Below are 11,943 nucleotides of genomic sequence, written 5' to 3'. Positions count from 1 at the left end.
ATGAATATTGATTACCTATAGCCAGTATATCGGTGCGATAGTACAGAGTTGTAATGGTGGAGGGGAGGGCGTTCACGGCGAGCAGTCATCACACCCCCCAGCTCAGAACTCCTGTCTGACGCCGCTGAACTCGAACCGTGCGCCGCCAGCCTCGCTCTCGGTCACGGATACCGACCAGTCGTGTGCCGCCGCGATCTCCTTGACGATAGCGAGCCCGAACCCGGTGCCACCGTCAGTGGTGGTGTAACCGCTCTCAAACACCGTTTCGTGTTGTTCAGCCGGGATACCGCCGCCGTCATCGGCGACGTAAAAGCCCGAATCGGTGAGATCACCGACCTCGACAGTGACGGCCGGGCCGCCGTGTGTCACGGCGTTGTTGATGAGGTTCTCGAGGAGTTGGCGAACGCGGCTCTCGTCGGCGTAGATCGTGCTCTCGGCAGTGACTTCGAGAGTGGCATCAGACGTCTCGACGGCATGCCAGCAGGACAGCGCAGTCGATTCGAGGGCGAGCGGCTCCGTTTCGGAGACCGTGTCCCCCTCACGGGCCAGAGTCAGCAGGTCCTCGATGAGTTCCTTCATGCGGTCGATGGCACGGAAACAGCGGTCGAACTGCTCGTCGTTGCCGGTGTCTCTGGCGAGGGCGAGCGAACCTTCGAGGACGCTGAGCGGGTTCCGGAGGTCGTGGCTGACGATGCTCGCGAACTCTTCGAGCCGGTCGTTCTGCCGCTCCAGTTGCTCGCGGTACTCGATGCGGTCGGAGATATCCCGGGAGATAGCAACGAGTCGGTCGATCTCCCCGTCAGCGAAGATCGGTGTCACCTGTGTCTCCCAGACGCCGGTCGGGTGGAGGTCCCGCTCCTCGAACGTGATGGTTTCGCCGGCCGAGACACACCGCTCGTAGTGGTCGGCGATTCGACGGCCGGTGTCCGGGCTGGCAGCCTCGATTGGGGTCTGACCGGTCAGTGACTCGGTTTCGAATCCGCTCTGTCGTTCGTAGGCCTCGTTCGTCCGGACGTAGCGGAACGTCGGATCGTCCGCCGGGTCCTCGATGTCGACGAGCGCGATGGCGTCGTTCGTGTTCTCGAACACCGCCTCGTACTCGTCGGTGAGGCGGGCCAACTCCCGCTCGCGCCGTTTCTGGTCGGTGATATCGGTCGCAACGACACAGAGGGCGTACGGCTCGCCGTCCTCGTCGAGTATCGGCGTCTTCCGCGTCAGATGTGTCCGCTCCGTCCCGTCGACAGGAATCACCGTCTCGACTTCGACGGTCTCTCTCTGTTCGAGGGCCCGCTGATCGTCGGCGTGGGTCTGCTCCGCGATGTGATCCGGAAGAATATCGTAATCGCTCATGCCGACGACGGACTCGTCAGCGTCGACCCCGTAGAGCTCACGGGCCGCGCTGTTGATGAAGAGAAAGCGACTGTCGGTGTCTTTCATCAGGATGTACGTCGGCGCTGTATCGAGAATGACCTGCAGTTTGCGGCTCGTGTCTTCGAGGGCCTGTTTCCGTTCTTTGTGGTCGGTCACGTCCTGATGGATCCCCACCGCACGTACCGGGTCGCCGTTCTCGTCGCGTTCGAACACCTTGCCGATGTCGCGGATCCATCGGTAGTCGCCGGTATCCGTCTTGAGCCGGTGGTCGCACTCGTAGATCTCCGTCTCACCGTCGAAGTGGGCGTTCAGTGCTTCGTAGGTCCGCTCGCGGTCTTCGGGGTGGATCAGTTCGTCCCAGGTGTCTGCCGACGGCTCGAGTTCGTCGAGCGAGTAGCCGAGCATATCGGCCCAGCGCTCGTCGAAGGTGACCTCGTCCGTCTTGACGTTCCAGTCCCAGACGCCGAGTTCGGCACCTTCAAGCGCGAGTTCGTGGCGTTCCGTGAGCGTTCTGAGCTCTTGCTGCCGGTCGAGTCTGGAAAGCGCCTCTTCGGTGTTGGCAGCGAGAGTCCGCATCAGTGAGATCGATGCGTCCTCGAATGCATCGGCGTCGGTCGATGCGGCGATCAGCACGCCGTGGTCGCCCAGTGGGATCAGAATCTCGCTGCTGATGTCGGTGTCGGGGTTGTAGCGGCCGGGGTTAGTGGAGACATCGTCGAAGACGCGCAGTTCGCCGGATTCGAACACCTCCCAGACGAGGCTGTCGCCCTCGCGAAACGTCGGGTGCTCGTCGATGATCGCCTGTGCCTGGTCGGTCACTGCAGTCGGTCTGAGAGCGTCGGCCGACTCGTCGGCGAGAAAGACAGCGCTGAGCGGCAGCCCGAGCAGGTCGCGTGCGGTTTCGACGACCAGTTCGGCGACAGCCTCGCGTGACTCAGCGTGCATCAGCTTCCGGGTCGTGTCGTGCAGCGCCTCGATACGCTGCTGTCGCTGCCGGCGCTCCGTTATCTCCCGAAACTGTGAGAAGATCGCGACGGTCTCCCCGTCTTCTCGGATGGTGCGGTTGTGCCACTCACAGACGATCTGCTCGCCGTCGCCGGTCTCGATATCGAGCACGGTATAGTAGCCACCGCTGGCTTCCTGTAGGGCCGTGATCGTCTCTTCGACCGCATCCAGCGCCGAGTCCGGAACGAGCGTCTCGAACTCCTTGCCGACGAGGTCCGCTTCCCCACGCCGGAGAATCTCCTCGCCTTTCTCGTTGACCTGAACCACCTCGAAGCTCTCGTCCCATTCGATGACGCCGAGCGGTGACTTATCGATAAACAGCGAGAGCCGCTTCCGGCTCGCATCCAGTGCCCGCTGTGACCGGTACTGCTCGACCGCGTTGGCAATGCGGTTGGCCAGAATCGTGTACTGGTCAGTGCCTTGCTGCTTCTGGAGGTAGTCCGTCACACCGGCCGAAATCGCCTCGCTGGCCACTTCCTCGGAGCCTTTCCCGGTAAAGAGAATGAACGGGAGGTCTTCGTCGACGGCCCGGACGGATTCCAGAAACTCGATGCCGTCTTGGCCGGGCATATCGAAATCCGAGACGACGCAGTCGATGGGCTCCTCGCTGAGCCGGGTGAGCCCCTCGCTCGCCGATGTTGCCGAAATCACGTCGAAGCGGTCGTCGGTACGGCTGAGAAACGCCGCCGTCATCGACGCGAACTCGGGGTCGTCCTCGACGTGTAGGACACGTACTGCATCGGCCATGGAGAGTATATGAGCGTGTCCAACGAATAAGTATTTGTGCCGATCTGTTCGAGTGACAGGAATCGGTGCCGCCGCGGTGAGCGGTCTGCTCCCGCGGCTAGCCGGCGTTACTCAGCGCCCCACTCGCGCTGGGTCTTTGGCCGTTCGTCGATGGCCTGGACGGCGAGTGGCTGGTCGGCGGAGTTGATGGCTTCCAGCGCCGCTTCGGCGCTCTCGTGGGTCGAGAAGTACGTCACGGTCTCCTCGACGCAGGCTTCCAGCACGTCGCGGTCGCGGGAGAGGACGAGGTCGACCTTGCCGCTCTGGATGGCGTCGATGATAGCGTCGGTGTCCGCGTAGTCGTCGAAGTCCTGCACGTCGAAGTGCTCCTCGAAGCCGAGGATGGGCAGGTCGACGATGGCCGTTCCCTCAAGCGGGATTGCCTTGCCGACGGCCATCTGGGCCTTCTGGTAGGCCTTGCCGAAGGAGCCGGCGGTCCCCATGACCTCGCCGGTGGATTTCATCTCCGGGCCGAGACGCGGGTCCGAACCCGGCAGGCGGTCGAAGGGCAGCACGACTTCCTTGACGGAGACCTGCTCGGGAATCTGCTCCTGCACGTCGAGTTCCGACAGCGTCGCGCCGGACATCACCTTGGCGGCGATCTTCGCGATCGGGACGCCGGCCGTCTTGGAGATGAACGGAACGGTACGGGACGAGCGCGGGTTCGCTTCGAGGACGAACACCTCGCCGTCGCGGACGGCCAGCTGGACGTTCAGCAGACCGACGGTGTCGAGCGCGTCGGCGATGTCCTCGACGACCTCGCGGATACGTGGCATCACGTCCTTGATTTCCTGTGACCGCGGCGGAATCATACAGGCGGAGTCGCCCGAATGGATACCCGCCGTCTCGACGTGTTCCATCACGCCGCCGATGAGGACGTCGTCCTCGTCGGCCACGGCGTCGACGTCCAGTTCGACGGCGTCGGCGAGGAACTCGTCGACGAGGATCGGCTTGTCCGGGCTGACGCGGACGGCTTCCTCGATGTACGTTTCGAGGTCGTCGTCATTGTACACCACGTCCATCGCACGGCCGCCGAGCACGTAGCTCGGGCGCACGAGGACGGGGTAGCCGATGTCGTGGGCCAGGTCCAGGGCTTCCTCCTTGGAGGTCGCGGAGCCGCCTTCGGCCTGTGAGATGCCGAGTTCGTCCATCAGCTTGTTGAACCGGTCACGGTCCTCCGCGAGGTCCATCGCGTCGACGGAGGTTCCCATGATCTCGCAGTCGAGGTCGCGGCGCTGGAGTTCCTGTTCGAGCGGGTGACCGATGTCGACGGAGGTCTGGCCGCCGAACTGGACCATCACGCCGTCGGCTTCGGTCGCCTCGATCACGTCGGCGACTTCCTCGGCGGTGACCGGCTCGAAGAACAGCCCGTCGGAGGTGTCGTAGTCCGTCGACACCGTCTCGGGGTTGTTGTTGACGACGTGGGCGTCGATGCCCAGGTCCTCCAGTGCGCGGACCGCGTGGACCGAGCAGTAGTCGAACTCAACGCCCTGCCCGATACGGATGGGGCCGCCACCGACGACCACGACGCTCTCTAAGTCGGGGTCGATCTGGAGTTCGTCGCGGTCGATACCCGACAGCGGGTCCCGCGTCGAGTAGTAGTACGGCGTCGTCGCCTCGAACTCACCGGCACAGGTGTCGACGAGCTTGAAGTCGCGGTCGGTCGTCTCCGTCTCGACAGTGTCCACTGTGACACCGGAACCGTCCGTGGCTGCCTCGACTTCCGGTTCGTCGCCGCCGTCCTCGTCAAGGTCCGCCGGGAGCCAGGAGACGTGCGTGTCGTTGAACTCACCGCCGGCCAGCGCGGTGATCTCCTGGTCGGTGAAGCCGGCCTGTGCGGCGGTCTCGTAGTCGCCCTCGCGGGCGGCGTCGGCGGCGTCGGCGACCTCTTTGAACCGCTCGACGTACCACTCCTTGATGTCGGTGATATCGACGACTTCCTCGACGGTGTAGCCGCGGCAGAACGCCTCGAACATCGCGTAGGGGCGGTCCGGCGTCGGCTTTTCGAGGTACTCCGTTTCGAGTTCCGCGTCGTCGATTTCGTCGAAGTCGGCAGCCGGGTTGTACTCCGAGGAGCGAAGCGCCTTCAACAGGCTCTCGGGGAAGGTCCGGCCGATAGACATCGCCTCGCCGGTGGATTTCATCGCCGTCGAGAGTTCGAACTCCGTGTCGCGGAACTTGTCGATGGGCCAGCGTGGGACCTTCGTCACGACGTAGTCGATAGCCGGCTCGAAGGCGGCGGTCGTCTCGCCGGTAATCTCGTTGTCGATCTCGTGGAGACGCTTGCCGAGCGCGACCTTCGCCGTGACACGGGCAATCGGATAGCCGGTCGCCTTCGAGGCCAGCGCCGAGGAGCGGGAGACGCGCGGGTTCACCTCGACGACGCGGTACTCGCCGCCGGGCGTGCCGTCGTCGTGCCAGGCGAACTGGATGTTACAGCCGCCCTGGATGCCCAGATCGCGAATGACTTTCAGCGCGGAGTCGCGCATCTCCTGGTGGCCCTCGTCAGGGATGACCTGCGAGGGGGTGACGACGGTCGACTCCCCGGTGTGGATGCCCATCGGGTCGATGTTCTCCATGTTGCAGATGATGATACAGGAGTCGTCGGCGTCGCGCATCACCTCGTATTCGAGTTCGACCCAGCCGGAGATGGACTCGGTGATGAGGACCTCGTTGTTGCGCGAGAGGCGCAGGCCCTTGCGAACGCGTTCGATGAGTTCGTCCATCTCGTCGACGACACCGGAGCCGGAACCGCCCAGCGTGTACGTCGTGCGTGCGATGACGGGAAGCCCGCCGACCGCGTCGACAGCTGTTTCGACGCGGTCTACGAGCGATTCCTCGTCCAGATCGGTGACCGACTCGCCCTCGTCGAGCGTGATGGTCGTCGAGCGCGGCACCGGTTCACCGATGTCCTCCATCCGCTGTTTGAACAGGTCGCGGTCCTCCGTCGCGTAGATGGTGTCCAGCGGCGTCCCCATCACGTCCACGTCGTACTCGTCGAGGACGCCCTCCTCGGCGAGTTCGGCCGTGACGTTCAGGCCGGTCTGGCCGCCAAGGCCGGCGATGACGCCGTCGGGGTCTTCTTTCCGGATAATCTCAGAGATGGCTTCGGTGTTGATGGGTTCGAGGTACACCTTGTCGGCCATCTCCGGGTCAGTCATAATCGTCGCCGGGTTCGAGTTCACGAGCACGACGCGGGCACCCTCTTCCTGGAGGGCGCGACACGCCTGTGCGCCGGAGTAGTCGAACTCGGCCGCCTGTCCGATCTTGATCGGGCCACTGCCGATGAGCAGGATTGTACGGTCCTCGTCCGCTGTCATTGTACGAGCGGAGTCTATACATCGTAATAAGCCCGGCGAAAGGATGCGAAGCTCGAAGCCTAATTTCGAATATCGTAACGTATGTGTGTCACACGATTGGCTGTCTCACAGCGGAGCCACAAGTTAGAATTCCGACGGTAGCGGTGCTGAGAGCCGTCAGTTGTCGCGGTCGGGAACGCGATACCGGTAGGGCTGGCCCTGAATGACCTCGACCTCGCCGGACTGCGCACGGCGACCCAGGACTGTCGCGACACGGTGGGCGCTCCCGAACGCCTCGTCGTGTTCTTCGAGGAGGTCACATATCTCGCGGGCCGTCAGCGTGCCGTCGGCGTCGGCTTCTTCGAGCACTGTCAGGATGCGCTCGAACTCTCCCTCACGTATAGCCATACACAGTTACAACACCGCAACCATCATATAACACCGTCAGACAACAGTCAGACGGCTGATTTCGGGAAATCGACCGACAGCGGCGTGTCACTGGCTGTCGGACAGTTCGAGGTCGCTGTCTGTCGCGTTCCCCCAGCGCTTTCGGACCCACGTCGGTCGGGAGACGGTTGTCTCGCCGACTGCAGAGTACCGGATTTCGTAGCTCACCAGGGAGTTCCTGGAGCGGTCCCAGTACGATACCGTCAGCGACTGGACGAGCCCGTCCGGCCGCACAATCGCCTGCACGCTGTAATTGTCGGCTGGTTCGAACGCCGCCGGTGGGTCCGTGGCCGTGAGTATCACGGGGCAGGTGTCGCAGTTGTCCCTCGGGCGCTCGGCGCTGACGTTCGTTGCGAGGTAGGCTTCGATGAGTCGCGCAGGGTCGGGGTCGAGTACCCCGCTGACCGGGGTTGGCCGCCTCGCTGTGGTCCAGGCTCCCTGTGCTCGCTTGTCGTAGACGTAGCGTCGGTTCCCGTTGGTGTACACCCGCCTGGTGTAGTTCTGGTCGACGATTTCGGTCCGGAACTGGTAGTGATACCTGTCGTCGACGACGAGCGAGACGATCTGCGTGCCCCATTCCAGCGACAGCCGCATCCCCAGCACGTACGAGCGGGTCCGCGTCGCGCGCTGGTGGGCCGCCGCGAGTCGCCTTGCGTCGACGGCGTCCTCGGTCAGGGCGGGTTCGACCCGGCCGTCCTGAGACTGCTCGGGGACCGGAACTGGCGTCACCGTCTGTCGCTCCGCCCCGCCGAAGGCTCCACAGCCCGCAAAAAGCAAGAGCACGAGCAGGATCACCACACGACCCGCCATGCATAGGTGTGCGAGCCAGACCCACTAAGTACTCAGGTCGCAGTCGGCCTCAGATTGCGGTGTCCGACCGGCCGTCGAAGTTCCGCTCGTCCCGGTACTGCTCGACGAACGCGTCGACGTCGAACTGGAGCATCTGCTCCTCGAACTCCGCCATCACGTCGTCGTCCTCGGCGTGGCTGATTGCGTGTTCCATCAGTTCCACGAGCAGTTCGACGACGATTTCGTGAAGGCGGCGGGAGTCGAAATCGCTCACCCACGCCAGCGAGAAGCCGACCGACCCGTCCTCGCTGGTGTCGGCGGCGACGACCTTCTCCGGGAACTCCTCCATCACGACGCCCATCAGGTGGACAGTCGTGAACTCGTCGTAGTCGTCGTTGGTCTCGATGGTCGCGTGCAGCACCTCGGTGAGAAACTCCGGAACGAAGCGTGCCAGCGGGTGTGGGTCCAGCACAACGGCGTGTGTCTTCCCGCAGTCACACGCGAACTCCCGCATGCCCAGATGGAGGTCATGCGTGTCGACGCGTTCGCCACAGGCCAGTTCGAGTTCGGACTCGCGCCCGCCGGGCACGCGCGGTTCAGCCATTATCCGTGATTGGTCGCTCCCGTGGTTAAAGGCCGCGATACGAACCGCAGCGGCCTAGAGCCCGCCGACGGACTCCGTCTCGTGGGCGACATCGTGGTCAGACTCAGTCGCTTGGAGATATGCGACAGTCGTCACAGCAATCGAGAACACGCCGACGACACTGGAGAGAACCGTCGATACCGTCGTCAGGACCATCGGTGGTAGCGATATCGGGAGGAGGCTGAAAGCCCCCCCAAGAACGAATCCGAGCACCGCGAGCACAACGGCAAGGACAAACGCGGCGAGGAGGTTGTCGGTGACGATACTGACACTGTTGCTGATTGATTCGATAATTCCGCTGTCGTTCAGCGCAATCTCCTGTCGGACAAAGAAAAACAGGAGTGCAAACACCAGTCCGGGGATAATAAGCAGAACAAGGCCGACGCCCACTGCGATAGTAGTGAGAATGCCGGCTGCGATCGCGATCCCAACAGTTTTGCCCAGTCGCCGGCCCACGTTGTCGGGAATCGGTTCACGGTCATCGCTGGCAAAGGCACGAATCGCGACGATGTTCAGCGCTTCGTTGACCACAAACAGCACGAGCGCGCCGACGGCAGCAACTGCAAGCGGGAGGTCGAGTGCCAGTGGCGTCCCGCCAGCCATTGCCGCCTGATTGACCTGTGCATCGCTCGGCAATTGCCCCAGGAACAGTTCTGTGAACGCCTGTGAAAGCGACGCCCAGACGACAGAGCTGAGCAATCCATAGACGATGAATACGCCGGCAAACACCGCCCCGCGCTCACTGAGTAGTTCGTCGATACCGTCTTGGAAGGCACGGCCGATTTGGAGGGCCATACACACCACCCATAACCGGGAAAATATAAAACTACTCGACTTGTTGTCAGCCGGAGATGTCCGCGCCTACGGCCAGTCGTCGCGCTCCTCGTCCGCGTCGGTTGTCGCGTCCGGCGTCTCCGGTTCGCCGAGGTCCCAGTCGGCCGCCTCCGCGGCCTGCGTGACGGGGAGGTACTCCCAGCCCGCCGTCTCGGCGAGGTCGGCGTCCTCATCGGTTCCGCCGACGAAGACGTGCCGGTCGGTGTCGAACTGCTCTTTGACGTTTTCGAGGCTCTCCTCGCGGCCGCGCGGCCCCGAGAAGAAGTCCTGTCTGATCCGGTGTTTCCGGGTGAAGTTAGTCACGACGTAGGTGGGCTGTTCGGAGATGACGCCGACGTACTCGGACCACTGGCGCGCGTCGTTGAACACGCTGTCGGGGTAGGCCAGTTGCTTGAGGGCGTCGAGGTCGAACGCGAGTGTCATATCGCCGCTGCCGCCATCCATACGCGACTCTCCGCCTTAGGGCGAAAAAAGAGCGTCGTTCTCCTGCTGGTAGTTACTCGCGGTGCTGGTCCGCCTGTGCGAGGCGGTTGGCCTCTTCCTGCACTGCGGCCATCTCGCTAGTGGCCTGACGGTCGCTCTGGCCGTGACTGTAATTGACCGACGCATCGAGCAGCGAGCCGGCGAAACTGGCGTTGTCATCGGCTGCCGTGTCTGCCCCACCCGACTGGCCGTCACGACGGGTGAGCCGGGCAACGATGCTGGAGAGGGCGTCACGCATACGCGTCACTACGTCCGCAGCGCTGAAAAAGATCGGTGTCGGCGGGCCTTATTCGGCCGGGGCGGGCGTCTGTGCCTTCACTTCTTCGAGGTCCACTTCCTTCTCCAGCAGCAGTTCCTTCTTCTCCGCGACCTGACGCTCTTCGCGGATGAGCTGTTTGAACGCCGACTGCTGTGAGAGGTCGCCGATCAGCACGCCGCCGATGAGCTGTCCGTCCTCGAAGGCGAGACGCCGCCACTCGCTGTCGGAGTACTTCCGTTCGGCTTCGTCGTCGCCGCGGGTCGGGTGCCCGAAGGAGAGGAACGGGAAGTCGAAGTGCGTGATGGAGTACGAGGAGACCCAGCGGAACTCCTTCTCCTCGGCGTCTGCGACCATGTTGGTCCCGGCGACCGACCCCTGCTCCTTGGCCGAGCCCCACGCGCCGTTTTGCGCCTGGGAGTCGAGGATGGTGTCGTAGAACTGGGTGAGGTCGCCCGCGGCGTAGATGTCCTCGATGTTGGTCTGCATGTACTCGTCGACGACGACGCCGTCGTCGAGTTCGAGCCCGGTTCCGTTGAGGAACTCGGTGTTGAAGTTCAGGCCGATAGCGACGCCGGCCCACTCGCCGTCGTAGTGGTTGCCGTCGGGGTCGACGGCACCGGTGACGTGGCCGTCGTCGTCGACTTCGAAGTGGTCGACGCCGGACTCGAAGACGGGTTCGACGCCGTTCTCTTCGAGGGCCTCGTGGATGATCTCCGCGCCGTCCTCCGAGAGCGCGTAGCGCCACCAGCGGTTGCCACGCATCAGGTACTTCGCGTCGATTTCCTGTGCGGCACAGACCGCCGCGAGGTCGATCCCGAGCAGTCCCGCCCCGACGATGATGCCCTGGTCGGACTCGTCAGCGTGCTCGCGGATGCCACGCGCGTCCTGGAACGTCCAGAAGTGGTGGATGCCGTCGGCGTCGCTGTTCTCGACCGGGAGCTGTGCCGGCGTCCCACCCGTGGCCACCAGCAGCTTGTCGTACTCGTAGGTGTCCCCCTTGTGGGTGTGGATCTCGTGAGCGTCGGGATCGATGTCCGTTACGTGGGTGTTCAGCTGCAGGTCGATATCACGCTCGTCGTACCACTCCGGCTCGTGGATGGAGATCGGCGCTTCCGGCAGCTTCCCCTTGGCGAACTCCTTGATGAGGATCCGGTTGTACAGTGCCTCCCCCTCGTCGGTCAGGACTGTGACCGACGCGTCCGGGTCCGCTTCCCGGATTGTCTCGGCTGCGGACGCACCCGCGATGCCGTCACCGATGATTACGTGCGACGTGCTCATGTACGGGCGGTACGAAATCAGGCTTAATGTGGATTGCTATCTGCGTATCGTTTGCGATAGCGCACTGAAGACACCGATAGTCGGGGATTTGAAGGCGCTGTAGCCCGTATTCGTGACTGAAATGAAAATATACCAGAACCCGCGCCACTGGGCGAGCAAGAAGGCGCTGACCACACCCGGCGTCCGGTCGGTGGCCAACTACGGGCTGGTGAAACTCCACACAAAGATCTTCCTCGGGAAGGCCGACGAGGCCCACCGGGAGGAGCGGCGTGACCACCTCGACGACTTCTTCGACGCCACGATGGACACCTACGTGGCCGCGCTCCAGGCGGAGTACTCGGAGGCCGAGGCCCGGGAGATCACCCACATCCAGGCGAATTTCGACTTCTACAACCACGGCTGGACGGAGATGATGGAGTTCCCGGCCGACGAACTCGAAGCCCACTACGAGCGGTACGCGGATTTCTTCGACGCCCACGGCATCACCATCGACGACCCGCTCGGGACGTTCCGCCCAGCCGGTGGCGTTGCCGACGCACCGTCGACGCCGGAGCGGCTGGACGAGCCGGAACACCCCCACGCCGTCGGTGGCTTCGCCGACGACGTCTACGTCGAAACCGAGGACGGCGAGATGGTCGTCGGCGGCGGCCGCGAGGAGCCGGACGACGTGAGCCCGACCGACGCACCGGTCGTCGACGAGGACGACGTGGAAGGCGCGGCTGGCGACTAACTCGGGCGGCACACACCGA

10 protein-coding genes are annotated in these 11,943 nt (G+C 63.6%); 1 reads left to right on the top strand and 9 read right to left on the bottom strand.

Features of this window, described 5'->3' with window-relative positions; all coding sequences use genetic code 11:
• Nucleotides 1-102 precede the first annotated feature (102 nt).
• From VI340_RS02055 to VI340_RS02015, 9 genes are all read right to left on the bottom strand, one after another.
• Entirely contained in the window at nucleotides 103-3,123 is a 3,021-nt protein-coding gene (locus VI340_RS02055) for a PAS domain S-box protein (RefSeq protein WP_336357669.1), read from the bottom strand.
• 107 nt (nucleotides 3,124-3,230) lie between these two features.
• On the bottom strand, nucleotides 3,231-6,482 hold the full coding sequence (gene carB, locus VI340_RS02050) for a carbamoyl-phosphate synthase large subunit (RefSeq protein WP_336357668.1): 3,252 nt from the start codon (nucleotides 6,480-6,482) through the stop codon (nucleotides 3,231-3,233).
• Between the two features lie 156 nt (nucleotides 6,483-6,638).
• The gene (locus VI340_RS02045; protein ID WP_008310792.1) at nucleotides 6,639-6,869 is read right to left on the bottom strand and encodes a hypothetical protein; all 231 of its coding nucleotides are present in this window, start codon (nucleotides 6,867-6,869) and stop codon (nucleotides 6,639-6,641) included.
• Between the two features lie 87 nt (nucleotides 6,870-6,956).
• Entirely contained in the window at nucleotides 6,957-7,718 is a 762-nt protein-coding gene (locus VI340_RS02040; protein WP_336357667.1) for a hypothetical protein, read from the bottom strand.
• Between the two features lie 49 nt (nucleotides 7,719-7,767).
• Nucleotides 7,768-8,301 carry a DUF5815 family protein gene (locus VI340_RS02035; protein WP_008310796.1) on the bottom strand — a complete coding sequence of 178 codons (534 nt, stop codon included), beginning with the start codon at nucleotides 8,299-8,301 and terminating at the stop codon, nucleotides 7,768-7,770.
• Between the two features lie 54 nt (nucleotides 8,302-8,355).
• Nucleotides 8,356-9,135, bottom strand: a complete 780-nt coding sequence (locus VI340_RS02030) for a hypothetical protein (protein WP_008310798.1) — start codon at nucleotides 9,133-9,135, stop codon at nucleotides 8,356-8,358.
• A gap of 66 nt (nucleotides 9,136-9,201) precedes the next feature.
• Nucleotides 9,202-9,618 carry a DUF7124 domain-containing protein gene (locus VI340_RS02025; RefSeq protein ID WP_008310801.1) on the bottom strand — a complete coding sequence of 139 codons (417 nt, stop codon included), beginning with the start codon at nucleotides 9,616-9,618 and terminating at the stop codon, nucleotides 9,202-9,204.
• Nucleotides 9,619-9,670: 52 nt separating this feature from the next.
• Entirely contained in the window at nucleotides 9,671-9,895 is a 225-nt protein-coding gene (locus tag VI340_RS02020) for a hypothetical protein (RefSeq protein WP_008310803.1), read from the bottom strand.
• A 48-nt stretch (nucleotides 9,896-9,943) separates the two neighbouring features.
• Nucleotides 9,944-11,194, bottom strand: coding sequence for an NAD(P)/FAD-dependent oxidoreductase (locus tag VI340_RS02015; protein ID WP_008310804.1), 1,251 nt, complete (start codon nucleotides 11,192-11,194; stop codon nucleotides 9,944-9,946).
• A gap of 121 nt (nucleotides 11,195-11,315) precedes the next feature.
• On the opposite strand from VI340_RS02015, the gene VI340_RS02010 reads away from it, so the two are divergent.
• Complete coding sequence (locus tag VI340_RS02010; protein WP_336357666.1) at nucleotides 11,316-11,924, top strand: DUF6149 family protein; 609 nt, start codon at nucleotides 11,316-11,318, stop codon at nucleotides 11,922-11,924.
• Nucleotides 11,925-11,943 lie beyond the last annotated feature (19 nt).

It is taken from the genome of Haloarcula sp. CGMCC 1.6347 (genome assembly GCF_037078395.1).
In the GTDB taxonomy this organism is placed as follows: domain Archaea; phylum Halobacteriota; class Halobacteria; order Halobacteriales; family Haloarculaceae; genus Haloarcula; species Haloarcula amylolytica.
This window is presented reverse-complemented; position numbering and strand designations above follow the sequence as displayed.

Excerpts from the sequence above, each read along its gene's own strand:
- VI340_RS02015 (WP_008310804.1), bottom strand. The coding sequence starts at position 11,194 with ATGAGCACGTCGCACGTAATCATCGGTGACGGCATCGCGGGTGCGTCC.
- VI340_RS02045 (WP_008310792.1), bottom strand. The coding sequence starts at position 6,869 with ATGGCTATACGTGAGGGAGAGTTCGAGCGCATCCTGACAGTGCTCGAA.
- VI340_RS02040 (WP_336357667.1), bottom strand. The coding sequence starts at position 7,718 with ATGGCGGGTCGTGTGGTGATCCTGCTCGTGCTCTTGCTTTTTGCGGGC.
- VI340_RS02055 (WP_336357669.1), bottom strand. The coding sequence starts at position 3,123 with ATGGCCGATGCAGTACGTGTCCTACACGTCGAGGACGACCCCGAGTTC.
- VI340_RS02035 (WP_008310796.1), bottom strand. The coding sequence starts at position 8,301 with ATGGCTGAACCGCGCGTGCCCGGCGGGCGCGAGTCCGAACTCGAACTG.
- VI340_RS02025 (WP_008310801.1), bottom strand. The coding sequence starts at position 9,618 with ATGGATGGCGGCAGCGGCGATATGACACTCGCGTTCGACCTCGACGCC.
- VI340_RS02020 (WP_008310803.1), bottom strand. The coding sequence starts at position 9,895 with ATGCGTGACGCCCTCTCCAGCATCGTTGCCCGGCTCACCCGTCGTGAC.
- carB (WP_336357668.1), bottom strand. The coding sequence starts at position 6,482 with ATGACAGCGGACGAGGACCGTACAATCCTGCTCATCGGCAGTGGCCCG.
- VI340_RS02030 (WP_008310798.1), bottom strand. The coding sequence starts at position 9,135 with ATGGCCCTCCAAATCGGCCGTGCCTTCCAAGACGGTATCGACGAACTA.
- VI340_RS02010 (WP_336357666.1), top strand. The coding sequence starts at position 11,316 with ATGAAAATATACCAGAACCCGCGCCACTGGGCGAGCAAGAAGGCGCTG.